The sequence below is a fragment of the Streptomyces sp. P3 genome (genome assembly GCF_003032475.1).
Taxonomy (GTDB): domain Bacteria; phylum Actinomycetota; class Actinomycetes; order Streptomycetales; family Streptomycetaceae; genus Streptomyces.
This window is the reverse complement of the sequence record NZ_CP028369.1, coordinates 6,908,504-6,928,980: the sequence shown is the minus strand read 5'-3', so window position 1 is coordinate 6,928,980 and position 20,477 is coordinate 6,908,504. Positions and strand designations below refer to the sequence as shown.

Here is a 20,477-nt window from a genome sequence, read left to right as displayed (position 1 = left end):
ATTCAGATCATGTACGGCGGCCGCCGGCGTCGTCGGCGAGCGGGTTGGGCAGCGGCAGATAGCGGGCGTCCGCGCCGTCCGCCCCCGTCCAGCGCAGCAGCAGGTTCGTCTTGCCGGGCAGGGTGGGCGCGGTGAGCAGGGCCGCCGTCTCGGGGAGGTCGCGGCGGGCCAGTGCGCGGCGGGCCGCGGGCCACGGGACGAACCCGGGGTGGTGGGCGACGAGGGCCGCGGCGACCTCGCACAGGTGGTTCACCACCAGGCAGTACACCAGCCGCTCCCAGCCGGCCGCCCGCTCCACCTCCGGCAGGAGTTTCACGCCCTCGGCGTCCCGGAAGAGGGCCTGCACCGGGATGCCGTCGGCGTCGACGGCGACGAGCGTGTTCTGCAGATGCGCCTCGAGGACGACGCCGTGGCCGGCGAACGCCTCCAGGGCCGGCGGGACCACGGCCGACAGGTACGCCTCCCACCACCTCGCCGGGTCCGTCGTCGTGGCCAGCGGGCTGCCCTCGAAGCCCTCCACGAGGCCCGCGGCGAGCAGCGGGGTCGCGCCGGGCAGCACGGGAGCGGCCAGTCCGTCGCGGACCAGGACGGCGAGCGCCTCGAAGGCGAAGGCGGCGGTGCGGTAGCCGCGGTCGCTCAGCCAGGCCGCCGGGCCGTCCCAGGCGGCGAAGGCCCGGGCGGCCGCGGCGTCGGTCCGGCGCAGCTTCAGCAGGTCGTGACGCCACAGCCGGCGGATGTCGTTGGTGATGCGCACGTCGAGGCTGAACTTCAGACACAGGTCCCGCTCGGGTGCGTACACCGTGCGCACGGCGGCCGTCGGCCAGACGTCGTGGGCGGTGGTGCCCAGCCGGACCAGGCGGCCGTCGGCGAAGGCGGGTGCAAGCTCCCGGGCCGCGAGGTCGAGCTGCCAGGGGTGGGCGGGCAGCAGCCGGTACCCCGGCGGGGCCTCGCCGAGGGCGTCCAGCGCGCCGGTGTCGCCCTCCTCGACGACGGCGTCCTCGCGCAGCCCCAGCAGGACGAGCGGGAAGCGGGCGTGCGCCTCGGGGGCGTACGGCAGCCAGCCGGCCGCGGGACCGCCGCCGCGCGCCTTGGGGGCGGGGTGGTGGGGGTGGCCGGTGATCAGGGACTGTTCGGAGCGCAGGTAGAGGCCGGCCGGCGGGGCCGCACGCGCGCGTGCGGTGAGCAGCGCCGCCACCGCGTCCCTGCTGTCGATCATCTCGGCGGGCAGGCCGGGGTTGTCCCGTCCGGTGCGCAGGCGCAGCGCCTCGGCGGTCAGGGCGACCAGCCCGGGGTGGTCCAGCGGGCGCCAGGCGCCGGCCTCGTACACCTCCGGGGCGGCCGGCCGGCGATCGCCGCGCACGCGCAGCAGCCGGCCGCCGGGCAGCCGGTGGACCGGCCGGCCGTCGCCGCCCGGCGCGCGGGGCAGCGGTTCGGCGAGCTCGCGCAGCAGACAGTTCAGCAGCGGCGCGGCGGCGTACGCGTCGGCACGCCCCGCGACGGCGTCGCCACGTGCCGGAGCCCCGCCGGGCGACGCCGGTGCCGCGGCGCCGGCGGCCGGCGGCCGCGGGGGCGGCGTCGGCTCGGGGGGCGGGGGGCTGAGGTCCACGCGATCCACTGGTTCCCTGGTTCCCTACGGTTCTGCTGGGCGGAGACGATCAAGTATCGCTGTCGTCACGAGCCGTCCGCGACGCCGTACCCGTACCCCCAGGAGTTCCCCCGTGCACCGTCCCCCCAGCGTCGAGACCGACCTGGCCGAAGAACTGGCCGCCGTACGTCCCGCTCTCGGCCCGCGGTTCGCGGCCGCGCTGCCCGGGGCGCGGGCGGCCGTGCTGACCAGGCTGTGGCGGGCGCTCGCCCACGAGCCGCTGCCCTGGGTGGCCGGCCGCGAGGGGTACGGTCCGCGGGGCCGGGAGGGGCTGCTGCTGCGGCTGCGGGACGGCCGCCGTCTGCTCGGTCCGCCCGCGGACCCGTACACGACAGCCCCCGGTGTGACGGAGGTGCGCCTGGACGGCACCGGGTACGACGACCCCGCCCGGCTGCTGGCGGAGCTGGCGGTCCCGCACGGTGCCGGATTCGCCGCCGAACTCGGCCACAGCGTGGCGTCGTTGGCGTTGTCGCGGGCCGGCCAGGACCCCGACGACGCCTGTCCGACGGACCCGAAGAAGTGGCCGGCGCGGGACTGGGAGTGGGAGCAGCGGGTCGTCGACGGGCATCCGTACCACCCCAACTGCCGTGCGCGGCCCGGCTTCTCGGTGGCCGAGCAGCTGGCGTACGGTCCCGAGCACCGGCCGACGGTGCGGCTGGGGCTGCTGCCGGCGGCCGCGTCCGACTGCCTGGTGTCGGGCGAGTGGCCGGAGCGTCTGCGGGACGGCGCACGGCTGTTGATCCCGGTGCATCCGTGGCAGGCGGCGCATGTGCTCGGCCGGACCGGTCCGCAGGGGGTCGCGGCGCACCCGCTGATGTCCTTGCGCACGCTCGCCCTCGCGGACGGCCCGCACGTCAAGACCTCGCTGAGCACCCGGCTGACCTCCTCGGTGCGGGACATCTCCGTCGGCTCGGTGGCCGCCTCCGCCGTCCTGTCGGCGTTCGCGCAGACCCTGGCGCCGCACGCGCACGGCCTGCTGCACATGACCCGGACGCTGGGCGCCGCGACCGCCCGTTCGCCCGACCTGGCGGCCGTACTGCGCGAGTCGCCGCGGGAGTACGGCGGTCCGGGCGAGCACGTCGTCCCGGTGGCCGCCCTGGCCGGCACCGGACTGCCCCGCGACGGCGCCTGGCTGGGCCGGCTGGCGCGGCTCGGGCTCACCGTCGGACTGCGCATGCTGGAGCTGGGCGTGGCGCTGGAGGCGCACGGCCAGAACCTGCTGGTGGTGCTGTCGTCGTCGGGCGAGCCGCTGCGGCTGGTCTACCGCGACCTGGCCGACATCCGGGTGAGTCCGGCGCGGCTGGCCCGGCACGGCGTCCCGCTGCCCGACGGGCTGCCCGAACGGATCGTCACGGACGACGTGACGGTGCTGCGCCGCAAGCTGTTCGGCTCGCTGGTGGCGGGCGCGCTGGCGGGGACGGCCGGCAGCGGCCAAGCGCTGGGGGCGGCCCTGGAGAGCGCCGTGCGGGACCTGCCGCGCACCCCGGACCTGGTGGCGCTGTGCGAGGAACCGCTGCCCGCGAAGGCGCTGACGCTGATGCGGCTGTCGCCGGGGACGCCCGGGGACCGGTGGGCCGAGCTGCCCAACCCGTTGCGGTGGCGGGCGCACTGACCGTCGTTTTGTGGCGGGCCGCCTCTGATCAATAGGATCCGCCGATGATCAGAACACAACGGCTGGCGGCGGGCGTCTGCGCCCTGCTCGCCGCGCTCGCGGCCGGGATCGCGTTCCCGGCCGGGGCGGTAGCCGACGAGACCACCGCCGCCGCGCCCAAGGTCGACCTGGTCCTCGACGTCAGCGGTTCGATGCGGACGAAGGACATGGACGGCGGGACGCGGATGGCCGCGGCCAAGCAAGCGTTCAACGAGGTGCTGGACGCGACCCCGGAGAACGTCCTCCTCGGCATCCGCACCCTCGGCGCCAACTACCCGGGCGACGACCGCAAAACGGGCTGCAAGGACACCGCGCAGCTCTACCCGGTCGGCCCGCTGGACCGGACCGAGGCGAAGACGGCGGTGGCGACGCTGTCGCCCACCGGCTGGACGCCGATCGGTCCCGCCCTGCTGAAGGCGGCCGACGACCTCGAGGGCGGCACCGGCTCCAAGCGCATCGTGCTGATCAGCGACGGCGAGGACACCTGTCCTCCGCTCGACCCGTGCGAGGTCGCCCGCGAGATAGCGGCCAAGGGCATCGGCCTGACCATCGACACCCTCGGCCTGGTGCCGAACGTCAAGATGCGCCGGCAGCTCAGCTGCATCGCCGAGGCGACCGGCGGCACCTACACCTCGGTGGAGCACACCGACGAACTCACCGACCGCGTGAACCAGTTGGTCGACCGGGCCGCGGACCCCGTGGTCACTCCGGTGGCCGCGGAGGGCGCGGCCTCCTGCGCCAAGGCGCCCACGCTGAAGTCGGGGCTGTACACCGACCGCGAGGAGTTCGGCCAGGAGCGCTGGTACCGGGTCGACGTCGAGCCGGGCCGGGAGCTGCGCGCCTCGGTGAGCGTGGCGGCGGACCGCGCGGTGAGCCCCGACTACGGGGTGCTGCTGCGGGCGGTCACCGTGCACGGCCGGGAGATCGTGCGCGGCGAGGCCGCGGGCAACGGCCGGACCGACGTCATCTCGACGGGTCTGCGCTACCCGAGGGCGAAGAGCGACGACGACGACGCTCCGGCCGAGACGGTGTGCGTCCAGGTGACCCACTCCTACTCGGCGGCGGCCGGCGTGAAGACGACGCCGGGCATGCCGCTGGAGCTGACCGTGGACGTGGTGGACGGTCCGTCGCCGGCGAGCGACGTGGCCGCCTTCGGCCTCGGCCGGGGCTGGTGGCTGCTGGGCGTCCTGGTGCTCGTCGGCTTCCTCGCGGGTGTGCTGTGGGGCTGGGCGTCTCGCTGGCGGGTCGCGGTCTGGAGGACCAACTGATGCGTATCACCCGTGTGTTGAGCAGCATCCTGCTGGTGCTCGGGCCGGTGGCGGGGCTGGCGCTCGGCCCCGCGGCCGCACCGGCCGCGGCCGACTCCTCGCCGTCGGCGAGTCCGTCCGGCGGCGGCTCCGCGCCGACCGAGGCGGGCACCTCGTTCCGGACCGCGACGGAGATCGAACAGGGGCAGAAGGCGACGGCGAACGGTTCCGCGGGCGACTACCTGTACTGGTCGTTCCCGGCGGACACCGGTCAGCGCCCCACCGTCGAGGCGACGGTGAAGCTGCCCGCGACCCATGCGGCGCAGACCTGGCAGGTCGACGTGTACGACGGTCTGCGGCGCCGGCAGGCCTGCCAGTACGGCGCCCAGACGCGGACCGCCGCGGCGGGCGCGAGCTCCGTCGAACTGGCCTGCGTGCTGCGCACGGTGCGCGCCTGGTCGGAGCCGTGGGCCGACGACCCGCTGCCGGGCACGTACTACGTCCGGCTGACGGCCCTCGGGCTGACGGCGGACGACCTGGGCCTGCCGGTCGGGGCGGAACTGCGGGTGGACTCCAAGGACATCGGCGGTTCCGCGGCCGTCGACGGTTCGCTGGCGCAGCCCCTCGTTCCGGGCATCGCGGTCAAGTCCGAGGCGAAGAAGGACGATTCCTCGGCGTCGGCGGTGCTGTCGAGCATCGAGCCGGACGACGGCTGGACGTCCGGCTGGTGGTCCGACCGGTGGGTGTGGACCGCGATCGGCGCGGTGCTCGCCGCCCTCGCCGGGATCGGCGGGTACACGCTGACCCGCGGCTCCGGACGACCCCGGCACGTGCCCCCGGGCGCCTGACGCCTCCCCACAGGGCCCACCGCGCAACGCGGTGGGCCCTGTCCCGTGCGGCCCGCAGCGGTCTTTGCCGGCGGCCCCTGTCTCATGCCGACCGCAGCGCCTTCGCCGGCGGGCCCTCGCCGGCCACCTCGATCCGGCCGGCGCGCACGGCGTCCAGCACGCCCAGCTCCCCCCGGGCGACGGCCGCGGCGGCGCCTGAGTCCAGTGTCAGCAGGGCGTCGGGCTCCCGGGGGGCGCGGCCGTCGCCGTAGACCGGCCCGCCGGCCTCCCCGACGTGGAGGTGGAACGCACCTTCCTCCAGCCGTACTTCGACCAGCCCCTCGTCCACCCCGCCGCTCTGCAGGCCGCGCAGCAGCGGCAGCGCGAACCAGTGGGCGCGCAGGGCGTCGGTGGGCCGTCGCTCGCCCAGTTCGCCCTCCCCCCACACCCCCAGGGCCTGCAGCACCGGCAGCAACTCCGCTCCCCGCCCGCTGAGTTCGTAGACGTACGCCGCGCCCGGCGGGGGCAGCCTGCGCCGGGTGGCCAGCCCGTCCCGCTCCATGTCCTTCAGTCGTGAGGCGAGTACGTCCGTACTGACGCCCGGCAGGTCGGCGTGCAGGTCCGTGTACCGGCGCGGGCCGGCGAGCAACTCCCGGACGATCAGCAGGGTCCAGCGGTCGCCGACGACGTCGAGGGCGCGTGCGGCGGAACAGTACTGGTCGTAGCTTCGGCGAGGTGACATGGCACGCAGTCTAGACATGTCGTTGGACTTTCCAAGCTGGAACTTGGTAAAACCAAGCAACACATCAACCGGAGGGGCGAGCGCGCATGGAGTTCCGGCAGTCGAACAAGTTGAGCGAGGTCTGTTACGAGATCCGCGGCCCGGTGATCGAGCACGCCGACGCACTCGAGGCGGCCGGTCACAGCGTCCTGCGCCTGAACACCGGCAACCCCGCGCTCTTCGGGTTCGAGGCGCCGGAGGAGATCCTCCAGGACATGATCCGGATGCTGCCCCGGGCGCACGGCTACACCGACTCGCGCGGCGTCCTGTCGGCCCGCCGCGCGGTGGCGGGGCGCTACCAGACGCTGGGCCTGGAGGTCGGCGTCGACGACGTCTTCCTCGGCAACGGCATCTCCGAGCTGATCTCCATGGCCGTGCAGGCCCTGGTCGAGGACGGCGACGAGATCCTCATTCCCGCCCCCGACTTCCCCCTCTGGACGGCGGTCACCACCCTCGCCGGCGGCAAGGCCGTCCACTACCTCTGCGACGAACAGGCCGACTGGTACCCGGACCTGGACGACATGGCGTCGAAGATCACCGCCCGCACCAAGGCCGTCGTCATCATCAACCCCAACAACCCCACCGGCGCGGTCTACCCGAAGGAGATCATCGAGGGCATCCTCGACCTCGCCCGCCGGCACGGTCTCATGGTCTTCGCCGACGAGATCTACGACCGGATCCTGTACGACGACGCCGTGCACCACTCGGTCGCGGCCCTCGCCCCGGACCTCGTCGTGCTGACCTTCTGCGGACTGTCGAAGACCTACCGGGTGGCCGGCTTCCGGTCGGGCTGGCTGGTGGTCACCGGCCCGAAACAGCACGCCAGGAACTATCTGGAGGGCCTGACCATGCTGGCGTCCATGCGGCTGTGCGCCAACGCGCCCGCCCAGTACGCCATCCAGGCCGCGCTCGGCGGCCGCCAGTCCATCCACGAACTGACCGCGCCCGGCGGCCGCCTGCACGAGCAGCGCACCGTGGCCTGGGAGAAGCTCAACGAGATCCCCGGCGTGTCCTGCGTGAAGCCGAAGGGGTCGCTGTACGCGTTCCCCCGCCTGGACCCCAAGGTGCACAAGATCCACGACGACGAGAAGTTCGTCCTGGACCTGCTGCTGCGGGAGAAGATCCAGGTCGTCCAGGGCACCGGCTTCAACTGGCCGGCCCCGGACCACTTCCGCATCCTCACCCTCCCGCACGCCGACGACCTGGAGGCGGCCATCGGGCGGATCGGCCGCTTCCTGAGCGGCTACCGACAGTAGCCGGTCCGGGCGGTCGGTGACCGCCGCCCGGAATGTCAGACCCCCGCCGTAGCCTCGGACGGACAGGAAAACCACAAGGACCCGCACAGGAACCCACAGGGCACCCGTGGCCGGTCGCCGGGAGGGAGCAGGCCGTGACACGACCGCCGACCGCGGCCCAGCGGCGGGTGATCGACGCCGCCGAGCCCGTCACCGGGCGACTGCGGGGCACGCCGGCGCAGCTGGCCGCCCTGGTGCGGCACGGCCTCGCGTTCCGCCACCCCCGGCCGCCGCACGACCACTTCCTCACCCCGGCCGGCCACCGCGTCCGGGAGGCGGTGCCCGAACCGCCGGCGGCCCTCCCGCCGGAGGCGGACAGCGGCGGCGAGGTGTTCGCCGCGCGCGTCGGCGGCGAGGAGCAGACCGGAGCGGCAGGCCCCGCCCGGGTCCGAGAGGTGCACAGCGCCTGGCAGGGACTGCTGGAGCTGCGCCGGATGACCAACCCGGACGGCGACACGGACCGGCCCTGCGGCTGGGAGCGCGCGCACCTGGCGCGGGCGGCAGCGCTGGCCCTGGAGGCGGCCGGGCACCGCCCCGCCGGACCAGGCGGAGGGGACGGCTACCGGGTACGGGCCACCCCGCAGCCGGAGGCGGTCGCCGTGCTCGGGCCCGACGACACGACGTTGCGCGCCTGCGCGGCGGCACTGCAAGAGGCGGGCTGGCAGGTCGGCGAGCACACCGAACCCCGGACGAGAACGCGCTATCTGCTGGCTTCCCCCCGCCGGGTGTGAGGGACATGCCAAGATCGGTGTCCGGTGCACCGGTGCTGGGTGCACCGACGAGCACGGCACCGACGAGCACGGCATCGATGAACAGGCCATCGCATGCGCGTCGACGAGAAGGGGAAGCAGTGAGCGAGCCGTTTTCCGTCCGGGTCACCGTCCGCGGATACGAGACCGACGTGCAGGGACACCTCAACCAGAGCGTGTACATCAACTACGCGGAACACGCTCGCTGGTCGTTGCTGCAGGCGGCGGGTATCAGCCAGGCCGGCCTGATCGGCAGGGGCGTGGGCCCGGTCGCCCTGGAGACCACCATCCGCTACCGGCGTGAACTGCTCGCCGGGGACGAGGTCGACGTGTCCTGCGTCTTCGAGTGGGGCGGCGGCAAGACGTTCCGCATCCAGCAGACCATCACCAGGGCGGACGGCACGGTCGCCGCCGAACTGAGCGCGGTGGGCGGCCTGCTGGACCTGAAGGAACGCAGGATGGTCGCGAACCCGCAGGACTACTTCAAGGAACTGGCCGCCGAACCGGCCTTGTTCGGCCTCTAGGGTCCTTGGCCCCCGCGGTCTCCTGGATCTCCTGGATCTCCTGGATCTCCTGGATCTCCTGCGTTGTCCCGCAGCCTTCCGCGGTCCTTCGCCGGTCCTTCGCCGGTCCCTGAAGGATCTGTGCGGACGACCCGGGCAGCCCCACCAGAAGGGCGGCCGTCACCCCGGACATCGTGCCGTACACGACGTCGCGCGCGAACGCGCCGTGAGCGAGCACCAGTTGCGCGACCTCTTCAGGTCGGCCTCGGGGTCTCCCCCAAGCACGACGCCCGCATCGAGCGCGTCCGTCACCTCCTCACGCACGCGGCCTCCGCTCGTGGGCGCAACTCGCCGCCGACGCCGCCCAGTACGACCCGTCGCACCCGACCGCCGACCGCCGCCTGGCGACTGGCGACTGGCGACTGGCGACTGGCGACTGGCGACTGGCGCAGCCTGACGGGCGTCCCGCCGACGGCCCTCTTCACCGCCCGGCTGCCCCGGGCCACGCCCTGCCGGGTGCCGCGGCGGCACTGAAATCGGATGCCGGGCACCCGGCAGTCCTGCGATGATCCGGCTCCATGACCGCACGACGAGTGAAACCCAGTCTCTACATCTCGGTGGACGTCGAGGCGGACGGACCGATCCCGGGGCCGTACTCGTTGCTGAGCCTGGGCGCCGCGGTCGCGGGTCGCCAGGACGCCGACGGGTTCACCGCGGCCGACCCCGCCCGTCAGACCTTCTACCGTGAACTGCGGCCGATCAGCGACCGGTTCGTTCCCGAGGCACTCGCCGTGAGCGGGCTCGACCGTGCCCGCCTTCTCCGGGAAGGGCGGGACCCCGCCCTGGCGCTCGCCGAGTTCAGCCGGTGGGTGCGCAAGGTGGGCGAGGACGCGCAACCGGTGATGTGCGGCTACCCGGCCTCGTACGACTGGACGTTCCTGTACTGGTATCTGATCCGCTTCACCGGGGAGAGTCCGTTCGGGCATTCCGGCTGCCTCGACATGAAGACGCTGTACGCCGTCAAGGCGGGGCTGCCGCTGCGGGCGGTGGCGAAGCGGACGATGCCGGCCGAGCTGCTGCCCCGGCGCCCCCACACGCATCACGCGCTGGACGACGCGGTCGAGCAGGCCGAGCTCTTCGCGAACCTCATGGCGTGGCCGGGGCCCGGTTCCCCCGGGTGATCCCACGCCCGGGAACCGGTGCGGGCCCTCCACCGGGGGCCCGGACGGGTCGAAGACCGTTCCGGGGCGCGCGTCGAGCGCACGCCCCGGTCACGGCCGCCGTGCACCACCCGGGTGCACGGCATCCGGCCGAGGGCCGTCCCCCTCGGCCGGAGTCCTCGGCAGGTCAGCCCTGCGCGGCGATGCGTGCCAGCCGTCGGGCCTCTTCGCGGGTCGAGCGGGCGACGGCGTCCTCGTCGACGGTCGCCAGCCGTCCGTTCTCGACGATCTGACGGCCGTTCACGAAGGAGGCGGTGACCGGGGCCGCCGCGCCGAAGACCAGAGCGGTGACCGGGTCGGCGATGGAGGCGTGCGCGAGGGTGTCCAGCTTCCACAGGACCAGGTCGGCGAGCTTGCCCGGCTCCAGGGAGCCGATCTGCGCGGCACGGCCCAGTACCCGGGCCCCGCCGAAGGTACCGAGACGCAGTGCCTGACGGGCGTTCAGCGCGGCCTCGCGGTGCGCTCCGAGGCGGTTGATGAGCAGGGCGTTGCGCAGTTCGGTGTGCAGTTCGCCCGACTCGTTGGACGCCGTGCCGTCAACGCCGAGGCCCACCGGGACGCCGGCCGCCAGCATGTCGGGGACGCGGGCGATGCCGGCCGCCAGCCGGGCGTTCGACGACGGACAGTGGGCGACGCCCGTCCTCGTGCGGGCGAAGGCGTCGATGTCGGAGTCGTTCATGTGGACGCAGTGCGCCATCCACACGTCCTCGCCGAGCCAGCCGGTGGACTCGAAGTAGTCGGTCGGGCCCATCCCGAACAGCTCGTGACAGAACTTCTCCTCCTCGACCGTCTCCGAGCCGTGGGTGTGCAGGCGCACGCCGAGCCGACGGGCCAACTCGGCTCCCTGGCTCATCAGTTCGGTGGAGACGGAGAACGGCGAACACGGGGCGACGGCGACCTGTGTCATCGCGTCGAAGGAGGCGTCGTGGTGCTGGACGACGGTTTCCTCGGTGGCGGCGAGGGCGCCGTCCAGCGTCTCCACCGCGAAGTCGGGGGGCAGGCCGCCGTCCTTCTCGCTGCGGTCCATGGAGCCGCGGGCGAGGGTGAACCGGACGCCCATGTCCCGCGCGGCGCCGATGATCGCGCCGGAGAGGTCGCCGGAGTCCCGCGGGAAGACGTAGTGGTGGTCCATGGCGGTGGTGACGCCGCCGCGGGCCATCATCGCCAGGGAGCCCTGGGCGGCCGCGCGGACCATCCGCTCGTCGATGCGCGCCCACGTCGGGTAGAGGGCCACGAGCCAGTCGAAGAGGTTGTGGTCGGTGGCCAGCCCCCGGGTGATCCACTGGTAGAAGTGGTGGTGGGTGTTGACCAGGCCGGGCGTGACCAGATGCCCGGTCGCGTCGATGCGGCGTACGACGTTCTGAAGGCCCTCGGGGGCCCGGCCGGCGCCGACGGACTCGATGCGGTTTCCCGCGAGGACGACATGGCCGTCCGCGTGCTCGGTGTCCTCGGCGTCTACGGTCGCGATCGCGGCGTTCTCGACGACGATGCGCTGGACTGCTGCCATGGTGCGTCCTTTTCGCTCAACGGGCTGTGGGGAGGGGGCACGGCAGGACCCGGGAGCTTTGAGTGCCGCGGCCGGGCGAAGGCGGCTCCGCCGGCCGCGGGTGCCGAAAAGGTGGGGGACGGTCAGAGGTTGGTGAGGTCCGCCGGGATCATCGCCGTACAGCCGTCCCGCAGGACGGTGGCCTCGATCAGGCCGTAGGGCCGGTCGGCCGCGAAGTACACCTCGTTGTCGTTCTTCAGCCCGAACGGCTGCAGATCGACGAGGAAGTGGTGCTTGTTCGGGAGCGAGAAGCGGACCTCGTCGATCTCCTCGCACCGGTCGACGATCCGCGAGCCCATCTCGTACAGGGTCTGCTGCAGCGACAGCGAGTACGTCTCGGCGAAGGCCCGCAGCAGGTGCTCCCTCACCTGCGCGTAGGACGTCTCCCAGTCCGGCGCCGGCTGCTCGTCGCGCGACCAGCGAAAGCGCCAGCGGGCGGAGACCTGGGTGGCCAGGATGCGGTCGCGGGCCTCGGGCAGTGTCGTGTACTCGTCCTTGACGAAACCCCAGAACTCGGAGTCCGTCGAGTTCATCACGACCAGGTCCTTGAGTCCGGAGACGACCTCCCAGGACGACCCGTCGTAGGTGATCTGGGCGAGCCGGGTCTCCTGGCCCTTGCGGACGAACGAGTGCTTGGCGTCGTCCGCGCCGGAGGGGCGGGAGGCCGCGCCGGAGGTGTCGATCCGCTCCCAGGCGTACTCCTCGACGCGGATCCGGGCCTTCCTGATGGGTTCCTGCGAGGTCACGAAGTGCCGGGCGAGGTGGATGCCGAACTGCTCGGCGGACTCGATGCCGTGCTCCTTGGCGAACGCGTACACCGTGTTCTTGGTGGTGTCGGTCGGCAGGACGTTGGCGTTCGAGCCGGAGTAGTGGACCTCGTCCATGTCTCCGCTGAGCGCCACGGAGACGTTGAGGTCCTTGATGTGGTGGGTGGCGCCGTCCCGCGTGATCTTCACGACGCGGTTCTCGGCCTTGCCGTACTGGTTCTGTCCCAGAAGCACGGGGCGGCCCGGGCGGGGGTCGTCTGCCATGTCTGCTAGCTCCCTCGGTATACGGAGTAGCCGAACGGGTTGAGCAGCAGCGGCACGTGGTAGTGCTCGCCCGGCACGACGGCGAACGTGATCGCCACCTCCGGGAAGAACACCGCGGGGGCGCCACTGTCCCGATGCGCGGGGGCGTCCTGCTGCGGATCGGCTCGCTTGTTCTCGAAGTACGGCTCCACGGCGAAGTCGAGCCGTACCTGGGCGGTCCCTTCCGGCAGTGCCGGCAGGTCCCTGCACCGGCCGTCCGCGTCGGTCGCGGAGCCGCCGAGCGCCTGCCAGTCGGCGTCCCGGCCCGGACGGGCGAGGAGCCGGACGGCGACACCCCCGGCGGGGCGGCCTGCGGAGGTGTCCAGGACGTGGGTGGACACCGAGGCGGTGGTGCTGGTGCTCATGGCGGGTCTCAGTCCTCTTCGACGAGTCGGGCGAGGCGGATACGGTTGATCCTGCCCAGTTCGGCCCGGACGATCTCCCACTCCCGCTCCGGCGCGTTGCCGAGGCGCTCCCTGACCGCGTCGCGCATCTGCTCGCCGGTGCGACCGGTGGCGCAGATCAGGAAGACATGGCCGAACTTCTCCTGGTAGGCCAGGTTGAGTTCGAGCATCTGCGCCCTGAGCTCCTCGGAGGCGCCGGTCATGCCGCGCTGTTCACGGGCCGACGTGGCATCACCCGGCAGGGGGCGGCCGATCGGCGGGTGCCCGGCCATCGCCTCCGCCAGGTCGGCGGCGGTCAGACCGGCCGTGGCGGCGTCGCTCACCGCGTAGAGGTCGTCTGCGGTGGTGTAGGGGCGGGCCGCGAGCAGTCGGTCAGCCCACGCCGTCGAGGCGCACGCCTCACGGAGCACGGCGAGGGCCGCGGACTCCTCGAGGCCGTTGAACCGGGCCAGGCCCGGGGACGGGGAAGTCGACGTCACGGAAGCCTCCATGGCCGCGGACGGCGGCCTTCGTGCTTGAGCGGGTTGTCGCCAGCTAACGCCCTTCGACGACACCCAGTCAACACTTTGTTGAAAATTCCGGGTGACGAACGCCGCCGCGCCGCAGCTGTTGCGGCGGGGAGGCCGCGGGCGGCCTGTCGCGGCCGCCCGCGGGTGCTCAGGCGCCCTTGTCCCGGTTGAGATAGTTGTAGACGGTGAAGCGGCTCACCCCGAGCGCGCTCGCCACCGTCTCCACGCCGTGCCGCACGGAGAAGGCGCCGCGCGCCTCGAGTATCCGCACGACCTCCTGCTTGGCCTTGCGGTCCAGGTCGGCGAGCGGCTTGCCCTTCCTGCGCTCCATGGCGGCCAGGATGTGGTCGAGGGAGTCGGCGAACTGGGGCAGACGCACGGCGACGGCCTCGACGCCCTGCCAGGTCAGCACGACATCCTCGGCCCCGGCCTCGTCCGGCGGGAGCATCTCGCCGCCCATCGCGTCGACCAGCGGCTTCACGGCCGCGATGAAGGCGTCGTCGCCGGTGGCGCTCACCGGCCCGCCCCCGTGACGTCGCCGATCCCGTCCGGGGCGTCCCCGATGACGTTGACCTGGAGCGAGATCCTGGTGGCACCCGCGCCGAGAGACGTGCGCAACAGGTCGCCCACGGCGGCGAGCACGGCGTCGGCGGCGCCCTGCGCGGTATTGCCGAAGGGGCCGACGTCGACCGCGTCCAGGGCCGCGGCCTCGATCACCGCACGGGCGGCCAGCGCGTGCGCCGGCGCCTCGTCGAGATCGAAGGGCTCGGTGGTGAACTCCACTTTCAGTCGCATCGCGCCCCCACACCTCTCCGAACGGGACCGGGCCGACGACACCCGGACCCCGACCCTAACGGACCCGGCCGACACTCACCCGGGAGTCCGCCAGCCGCCCGGCGGCCGACCCCCGACGGGAGCGCCGCAGCCCGGACCCCGGGGCGGCGTCCCACCCCTCTCCACCCCCTTGACAAGCCCCGCCAACCGACAGCAATCCCCCAACAGACAGAACTCGACTTCCACATTACGGAATGACTGTCACGGAAGGGGGCGCGGAACCCCTATGGGCTTCGAAGACCAGCGCTTCAACGTCAACCTGTCGATCCTCCTCACCGAACTCCCGCTCCTGGAACGCCCCGCGGCCGCCGCCGCGGCCGGCTTCACCTGTGGTGGCCCTGGATCGACTCCCCCGACCCCGCGCGGTCCGAGCTCGACGCGCGGCCCCGCGCCGCCCGACGGTCCACGCAGCCCAGCGCTCCCCGCCGACACCGCGTCGGACGGGGAGCGCGCCGCGCTTCATGGCGCGTCGCCTCCCGCCGTGCCGCGTCACCCGGCGCCTTGCCGTGCTGCCTCCCGCCATGCCCTGCCGGGCCGGGCACGGCCGTGCCGAATCCTGTCTTGCCTTGTTTCGCCCTGCCCTGTTCGGCCTTGCCCTGCCGCCGACATGCGGACCGGCCGCCGGCGCAGGAGGCTGAAGGCATGGGCGATCCGACGCGACATCCGCACATCGTGGTTCATCCGCCGGCGCTGGACGGGTCCCGCCGGGTCACCTCGGGCGACACCGTGCTCGGGGTCGCCTCGCATCTCGACGACGTCGTCGAGCTCCTGCGCCTGGCCGACCTCGACCGGACCGGAGTGGAGCGCAGCGAACTCGTCGAATGGCAGGGCGGTGGCCCCGACGACTGGCCGGGACTGTCTCAGGAGCACCACGAGGGGTAGTCCCGGGCGATGGTCCGAGGGACCGGTCGAAGAGGCGACCGAAGCGGCGGCCGTAGAGGTGCTCGGGGAGGGGGTCGTAGAGGTGCTCGGAGAGGTGGCTGCGTGCGGACTTCGAGGGGTGGTCCGGGTCCGCAACCTCAAATCAACCTCTGAACGTCGTTCAGCAGGCTGCAACCGCCCGCCGGACAGGGCACATTGTGTGCACGCGGGGCCCGCCGACACGGGGGCGGCGGGCCCCGCGCCGTCCGAGGGGGACGGACGCGGAAGGGGCGGCCCCCAGAAACCGCCGAGGACGGGCCGCCCCTTCCCAGGAGTTCGATGGCGTCGGCCGGCCACGATGACGCCACCGCCCGCGACGATCAGCGGCCGCTCGTACGCGTTCAGCATCCGCAGGGCCTTGTCGATCTGCGGGCGGGTCGCGGCCGGCTTGTACACGGGCAGCGGGGCGTACGCGTCCGGGTCGAACTCGATCTCCGTCTGCTGGACGTCGACGGGCAGATCGATCAGGACCGGGCCCGGCCGGCCCGAACGCATGAGTTGGAACGCCTGCTGGAAGACGCCGGGAACCTGTGCGGCCTCCAGGACGGTGACCGCCGCCTTTGTCATCGAGGCGGCGATGGCGGCGAAGCCCTGGAGTACCCCTGCTTCGACTGCTTCAGATGGTTCAGCTGTCGGACGCACTCTCCCGTCGCGTCCCGCGGTGAGCCCTCCCCTTGGTTTCCGACTGCTTCCGCCGCTTTCCGCGAACTCCATTTCACTCCATCTTCCGTAATACGAAAAACTTTTTCTATTATCTGGAAGATATGTAACTAGAGGCGCGAAGGTCGTCAAGAGACGGACAGACGGGTGCCGAAGGAGGACGATGGGGGTCATGTCCGTGAGCGTGCAGGTGCGCTGCCCGGCCTGTCGGCGGGAGCACCACTACACCGCGCCGTCCTATCCGTGCGCGTGCGGCACCCCCGTCACACCGCTGCTCGACCGGTTGACGGCCCCGAGCGCCGTGGCGCACCGGTCATGGGACGACGAGTGGATCACCCTGCGATGTCCCGCGTGCGGGCGCCGGGACCAGTGGCCGCATCCGGAACTGGGATGCGCCTGCGGAACGGTGCTGCGCCTCCCCGTGACCGACCCGCCCGCGGATGCGCACGCCGATCCGTCCGCAGCCCGCTCCCCTGGCCACTTCTGCGCAGATCCCGCCGTCGAACCGGGCCCGGAGCCGGCGTCCTCGTCGTCGGCGCCCGCACCACCCGGCCCCGAGCAGACACCGAAACCGCATACCGAGGGCGCACGGAAGCCGTCGTCCGGAGCCCTGCCGCACACCCCGCAGCCGCAGCCACCGACGTCACAGACACCGAGGCCGCAGACACCGGTATCGCGGACGCCGGCGGCACCGACGCCGACGGCGTCCCGGAGCGCCTTCCGTCCCGTCGCCATCCGCACGGCGCGCGACGCGGTCGCCTCGGCGGCGCTCTATCTGAACTGGCTCGGGCACCGGGACGTCCGGCGGGCCGACCAGCGGCCCACCTCCGGCATCGGCCTCGCCTCCCGCGGGCTCCTGGCCCAGGTGGACCCGAGCGTGCGGCCCACCACGCTGCGGGACGTGGAATGCCTGTGGCTGACGGCCATGACGGAGTCCGCGGAGTGCGTCTACTTCTCGCTCGCCGGGTACGCGGACGACGCCCGTGCCCGGGCCGACCAACTGTGCGTTCCGCTGTTCGTACTGGACCTCACCGGCACCCCGCAGCCGGTCAACGCACCGGCCGACGCCCTCGACGGCCGAGACGGCTGACGCTCCGGCGCGGCTGACGCCGCGGCCACCGCCTGACCGCCCGGTGCGGCGGCGCCGCCCCGGGTGCCGCCGCCGACCCGAGTCGTGAGCCTCGAGCCGTGAGCCGTGAGTCCTAGAGGGCGTACTTCTCGCGCAACTCGATCTTGCGCACCTTCCCCGACACGGTCATGGGGAAGGCGTCCAGGATCTGCAGCCGGCTCGGGATCTTGTAGTGCGCCAAGCGGCCCTCGCAGTACGCGCGCAACTCCTCCAGCGTCATGGGGTCCGCCGGGTCGGCCGGGATCACGCAGGCGAGCACCTCCTCGCCGTACCTCTCGTGCGGGACTCCGACGACCTGGACGTCCCTGATCCCGGGGTGGCCGTACAGGAACTCCTCGATCTCCCGCGGGTAGATGTTCTCCCCACCCCGGATGATCATGTCCTTGATGCGGCCGACGATCTCCACATAACCGTCCTCCCGCATCACTGCCAGGTCCCCGGTGTGCATCCAGCGTCCCGCGTCGATCACCTCGGCGGTCTTCTCCGGTTCGTTCCAGTAACCGAGCATCACGCTGTATCCGCGGGTGCAGAGTTCACCGGCGAGGCCACGCGGCCGGGTCACGCCGTCCACGGGGTCCACGACCTTCACCTCGATGTGCGGCAGAACGCGGCCGACGGTACCGGTACGGTGCTCCAGGTCGTCGTCCCGGCGGGTCTGGGTGGAGACGGGCGAGGTCTCGGTCATGCCGTAACAGATCGACACCTGCGCCATGTTCATCTCGGCGACCAACCGGTTCATCACCTCGACCGGACAGGGCGAGCCCGCCATGATGCCGGTGCGCAGCGAGGAGAGGTCGTAGTCGGCGAAGCCGGGCAGGTTCAGCTCCGCGATGAACATGGTGGGAACGCCGTACAGGGATGTGCACCGTTCCTGCTGGACGGCGTCCAGCGTGGCCCCGGGGTCGAAGGACGGCGCCGGGATGACGATGCAGGCGCCGTGCGAGGTGGCCGCGAGGTTTCCCATCACCATGCCGAAGCAGTGATAGAAGGGCACCGGGACGCAGATCCGGTCCCGCTCGCTGTAGGCGATCGACTCACCCACTGAGTAACCGTTGTTGAGAATGTTGTGGTGGGAGAGGGTGGCCCCCTTGGGGAAGCCCGTGGTGCCCGACGTGTACTGGATGTTGATGGGATCGTCGCAGGACAGCTCACTCCTGCGCGTGCACAGATCCTCGTACAGATCGGGGGTTCCGCGCCGCAGCAACGCGTCCCAGCTCGGATCGCCGAAGTAAACGGTCTCGCGCAGTTGCGGGCACCTGCGGCGCACCTGCTCGACCATCGCCCGGTAGTCACTCGTCTTGTGGCTGAGGGAGGCGAACAGCACGGAGATCCCGGCCTGGTTCAGGACGTACTCGACCTCGTGCGTGCGGTAGGCCGGATTGATGTTGACCATGATCGCGCCGATGCGGGCGGTGGCGTACTGGACAAACACCCACTCCGCGCAGTTGACCGCCCAGATGCCCACCCGGTCCCCCTTGGCGACCCCGCTGGCGAGCAGCGCGTACGCCAGCCGGTCGACGTCCGCGCCGAACCGGGCGTAGGTCCAGCGCCGGCCGGACGGCACGTCGACCAGTGCCTCGCGGTCCGGCCAGGCCGCCACGGCCCGGTCCAGGTTCTGCCCGATCGTGTCCCCGAGCAGCGCGGTCGTGCTCGTCCCGTGGGCGTACGAGGAGAGGGTCCCGGAGCCGGTCCCCGGCGCGGCGGACGGCGAAGCGGGCGCGGAGTCGGTACCCGACGTGGACGGCGGGCCGCTCACCCCGCTCACCGGAAGTCCTCCTCGCGGTACTCGTCCGCGGAGCCCGCCGCCGTGGCCTCGCGCAGCTCGATGCGGCGGATCTTGCCGCTGACGGTCTTGGGCAGCGGCGCGAACTCCAGGCGGCGGATCCGCTTGTAGGCGGCGAGCACCTCGCGGGAGTGCTCGAACAGCACCTTCGCGGTGTCGGGGCCCGGCTCCCAGCCCTCGGCGAGGACGACGTACGCCTTGGGCACCGCGAGGCGCAGCTCGTCCGGGGCGGGGACCACGGCCGCCTCCGCCACCGCCGCGTGCTCCAGCAGCGCGCTCTCCAGCTCGAAGGGGCTGATCTTGTAGTCGGACGCCTTGAAGACGTCGTCGGACCGGCCCACGTAGGTGATGTAACCGTTCTCGTCACGGCTTCCGACGTCCCCGGTGCGGTAGTAGCCGCCGGCCATCGCCTCGGCACTGCGGTCGGCGTCGCCGTGGTAACCGGTCATCAGGCCCACCGGTCTCTCGGACAGGTCGAGCGCGATCTCGCCCTCCGTCGCGCCGGGCGCGCCCGACACCGGGTCGAGCAGCTCCACCCGGTATCCGGGGGCGGGCCGGCCCATCGAGCCGGTCTTCAGCTCCTGGCCGGGGCTGTTGGCGATCTGGACGGCCGTCTCGGTCTGGCCGAAGCCGTCCCGGACGGTCACTCCCCAGGCGCGCCGGACCTGCTCGACGACCTCGGGGTTGAGGGGCTCCCCCGCGGCCACCGCCTCGCGTGGCGGGGTGCGCAGCTGGGTGAGGTCGGCCTGGATGAGCATGCGCCAGACGGTGGGCGGGGCGCAGAACGTCGTCACGCCCGCCCGTTCCATCTCCGCCATCAGCCGGGCCGGGTCGAAACGCGTGTAATTGTGGATGAAAACGGTTGCTTCCGCGTTCCACGGGGCGAAGAGGTTGGACCAGGCGTGCTTGGCCCAGCCGGGCGAGGAGATGTTGAGGTGGACGTCGCCGGGGCGCAGACCGATCCAGTACATCGTGGACAGGTGGCCGACCGGGTACGAGGTGTGGGTGTGCTCCACCAGCTTGGGCCGGGCGGTCGTGCCGGAGGTGAAGTAGAGCATCAGCGGGTCGTCGGCGAGGGTCGGGCCGTCCGGCGTGAAGCCGGCCGGGGCGTCGTACGCCTCCTCGTACCGCTGCCAGCCCTCGGGTGCGCCGCCGACCGCGATCCGGGTGTAGTCGCCCGGGACCTCGTCGAACTTGACGGCGTCCGCTGACCGGACGAGGACGTGCCTGACCCGGCCTCGTTCCACGCGGTCGGCCAGGTCGGCGGGGCCGAGCAGCGGCGTCGCCGGAATGACGACGGCACGCAGTTTCATCGCGGCGAGCGCCGTCTCCCAGAGTTCGGCCTGGTTGCCGAGCATGACGAGAATGCGGTCCTCTGCGGCCACCCCGCGGCCGCGCAGCCAGTTCGCGATCCGGTCGGAGCGCTCGGACAGTTCGGCGAAGGTGCGGCGGGTTTCGGAACCGTCTTCCTCCACGATGTGCAGGGCGGTGCGCTGGTTGCCGTCGGCGATGGCGTCGAACCAGTCGAGGGCCCAGTTGAACCGTTCGGGGCGGGGCCACTCGAAACGCCCGTAAGCGGTTGTGTAGTCCTCGCGGTGTTCCAGCAGGAAGTCGCGGGCTCTGCGGAAGAGCTCCGTCGCCGTCATCTGTGTCCTCCTCGGTGCCGGACCATTGCCGGGCGGCTCTCCGACATCGTGTAATCC

General features: G+C 72.4%; 19 protein-coding genes and 2 pseudogenes. 10 read left to right on the top strand and 11 right to left on the bottom strand.

Features of this window, described 5'->3' with window-relative positions:
• Window positions 1–7: 7 nt before the first annotated feature.
• Complete coding sequence (locus tag C6376_RS30360) at window positions 8–1,606, bottom strand: IucA/IucC family protein (protein WP_107446336.1); 1,599 nt, start codon at window positions 1,604–1,606, stop codon at window positions 8–10.
• Window positions 1,607–1,718: 112 nt separating this feature from the next.
• Here C6376_RS30360 and C6376_RS30355 point away from each other — a divergent pair, with 112 nt between their 5' ends.
• Genes C6376_RS30355 through C6376_RS30345 form a run of 3 tightly spaced genes read left to right on the top strand, consistent with a single transcriptional unit; the run spans window position 1,719 to window position 5,391 of the window.
• Window positions 1,719–3,257, top strand: a complete 1,539-nt coding sequence (locus C6376_RS30355) for an IucA/IucC family protein (protein ID WP_107446335.1) — start codon at window positions 1,719–1,721, stop codon at window positions 3,255–3,257.
• A gap of 44 nt (window positions 3,258–3,301) precedes the next feature.
• Window positions 3,302–4,564 carry a VWA domain-containing protein gene (locus C6376_RS30350; protein WP_107446334.1) on the top strand — a complete coding sequence of 421 codons (1,263 nt, stop codon included), beginning with the start codon at window positions 3,302–3,304 and terminating at the stop codon, window positions 4,562–4,564.
• Window positions 4,564–5,391 (top strand): hypothetical protein, encoded by an 828-nt coding sequence (locus C6376_RS30345; RefSeq protein WP_107449279.1) that lies wholly within the window; start codon window positions 4,564–4,566, stop codon window positions 5,389–5,391. Before C6376_RS30350 ends, C6376_RS30345 begins: the two co-directional genes overlap by 1 nt.
• An 82-nt stretch (window positions 5,392–5,473) precedes the next feature.
• Here the strand turns inward: C6376_RS30345 and C6376_RS30340 are convergent, their stop codons facing one another.
• Complete coding sequence (locus tag C6376_RS30340) at window positions 5,474–6,112, bottom strand: helix-turn-helix domain-containing protein (RefSeq protein ID WP_107446333.1); 639 nt, start codon at window positions 6,110–6,112, stop codon at window positions 5,474–5,476.
• A gap of 86 nt (window positions 6,113–6,198) precedes the next feature.
• Between C6376_RS30340 and C6376_RS30335 the strand changes: the two genes are divergently transcribed.
• From C6376_RS30335 to C6376_RS30315, 4 genes are all read left to right on the top strand, one after another.
• Window positions 6,199–7,407 carry a pyridoxal phosphate-dependent aminotransferase gene (locus C6376_RS30335; protein ID WP_107446332.1) on the top strand — a complete coding sequence of 403 codons (1,209 nt, stop codon included), beginning with the start codon at window positions 6,199–6,201 and terminating at the stop codon, window positions 7,405–7,407.
• Between the two features lie 134 nt (window positions 7,408–7,541).
• On the top strand, window positions 7,542–8,177 hold the full coding sequence (locus C6376_RS30330; protein WP_107446331.1) for a hypothetical protein: 636 nt from the start codon (window positions 7,542–7,544) through the stop codon (window positions 8,175–8,177).
• A gap of 119 nt (window positions 8,178–8,296) precedes the next feature.
• Entirely contained in the window at window positions 8,297–8,719 is a 423-nt protein-coding gene (locus C6376_RS30325) for a thioesterase family protein (RefSeq protein WP_107446330.1), read from the top strand.
• A gap of 557 nt (window positions 8,720–9,276) precedes the next feature.
• Window positions 9,277–9,879: a 3'-5' exoribonuclease gene (locus C6376_RS30315; protein WP_107446328.1), complete on the top strand. Its 603-nt coding sequence runs from the start codon at window positions 9,277–9,279 to the stop codon at window positions 9,877–9,879.
• A 166-nt stretch (window positions 9,880–10,045) separates the two neighbouring features.
• Here C6376_RS30315 and C6376_RS30310 read toward each other — a convergent pair whose 3' ends face one another.
• The 6 genes from C6376_RS30310 to C6376_RS30285 all read right to left on the bottom strand — a co-directional run bounded on the left by C6376_RS30310 (window position 10,046) and on the right by C6376_RS30285 (window position 14,242).
• Window positions 10,046–11,425, bottom strand: a complete 1,380-nt coding sequence (locus tag C6376_RS30310) for an 8-oxoguanine deaminase (RefSeq protein ID WP_107446327.1) — start codon at window positions 11,423–11,425, stop codon at window positions 10,046–10,048.
• A 122-nt stretch (window positions 11,426–11,547) separates the two neighbouring features.
• Window positions 11,548–12,495: a factor-independent urate hydroxylase gene (gene pucL, locus C6376_RS30305; RefSeq protein ID WP_107446326.1), complete on the bottom strand. Its 948-nt coding sequence runs from the start codon at window positions 12,493–12,495 to the stop codon at window positions 11,548–11,550.
• A 5-nt stretch (window positions 12,496–12,500) separates the two neighbouring features.
• Window positions 12,501–12,899, bottom strand: coding sequence for a hydroxyisourate hydrolase (gene uraH, locus C6376_RS30300; protein WP_107446325.1), 399 nt, complete (start codon window positions 12,897–12,899; stop codon window positions 12,501–12,503).
• Window positions 12,900–12,907: 8 nt separating this feature from the next.
• Window positions 12,908–13,417, bottom strand: a complete 510-nt coding sequence (uraD, locus tag C6376_RS30295; protein WP_107449278.1) for a 2-oxo-4-hydroxy-4-carboxy-5-ureidoimidazoline decarboxylase — start codon at window positions 13,415–13,417, stop codon at window positions 12,908–12,910.
• A gap of 178 nt (window positions 13,418–13,595) precedes the next feature.
• Window positions 13,596–13,964, bottom strand: a complete 369-nt coding sequence (locus C6376_RS30290) for a helix-turn-helix domain-containing protein (RefSeq protein WP_107446324.1) — start codon at window positions 13,962–13,964, stop codon at window positions 13,596–13,598.
• Window positions 13,961–14,242, bottom strand: a complete 282-nt coding sequence (locus C6376_RS30285) for a hypothetical protein (protein WP_107446323.1) — start codon at window positions 14,240–14,242, stop codon at window positions 13,961–13,963. The genes C6376_RS30290 and C6376_RS30285 overlap by 4 nt, the downstream gene beginning before the upstream one ends.
• A gap of 265 nt (window positions 14,243–14,507) precedes the next feature.
• Between C6376_RS30285 and C6376_RS44780 the strand changes: the two are divergent.
• Together C6376_RS44780 and C6376_RS30275 are read left to right on the top strand one after the other, a co-directional pair.
• Window positions 14,508–14,674, top strand: a pseudogene (locus tag C6376_RS44780) (hydroxypyruvate isomerase); the annotation flags it as partial.
• Between the two features lie 249 nt (window positions 14,675–14,923).
• Window positions 14,924–15,163: a hypothetical protein gene (locus C6376_RS30275; RefSeq protein WP_107449277.1), complete on the top strand. Its 240-nt coding sequence runs from the start codon at window positions 14,924–14,926 to the stop codon at window positions 15,161–15,163.
• A gap of 330 nt (window positions 15,164–15,493) precedes the next feature.
• On the opposite strand, the pseudogene C6376_RS30270 reads toward C6376_RS30275, so the two are convergent.
• Window positions 15,494–15,769: pseudogene (locus C6376_RS30270) on the bottom strand (glyoxylate carboligase); the annotation flags it as partial.
• A gap of 265 nt (window positions 15,770–16,034) precedes the next feature.
• On the opposite strand from C6376_RS30270, the gene C6376_RS30265 reads away from it, so the two are divergent.
• Window positions 16,035–16,952: a hypothetical protein gene (locus C6376_RS30265; protein ID WP_107449276.1), complete on the top strand. Its 918-nt coding sequence runs from the start codon at window positions 16,035–16,037 to the stop codon at window positions 16,950–16,952.
• A gap of 112 nt (window positions 16,953–17,064) precedes the next feature.
• On the opposite strand, the gene C6376_RS30260 is transcribed toward C6376_RS30265, so the two are convergent.
• Together C6376_RS30260 and C6376_RS30255 are read right to left on the bottom strand one after the other, a co-directional pair.
• Window positions 17,065–18,630, bottom strand: a complete 1,566-nt coding sequence (locus tag C6376_RS30260; protein WP_107449275.1) for an AMP-binding protein — start codon at window positions 18,628–18,630, stop codon at window positions 17,065–17,067.
• A gap of 122 nt (window positions 18,631–18,752) precedes the next feature.
• On the bottom strand, window positions 18,753–20,420 hold the full coding sequence (locus C6376_RS30255; protein WP_107446322.1) for an AMP-binding protein: 1,668 nt from the start codon (window positions 20,418–20,420) through the stop codon (window positions 18,753–18,755).
• Window positions 20,421–20,477: the final 57 nt, after the last annotated feature.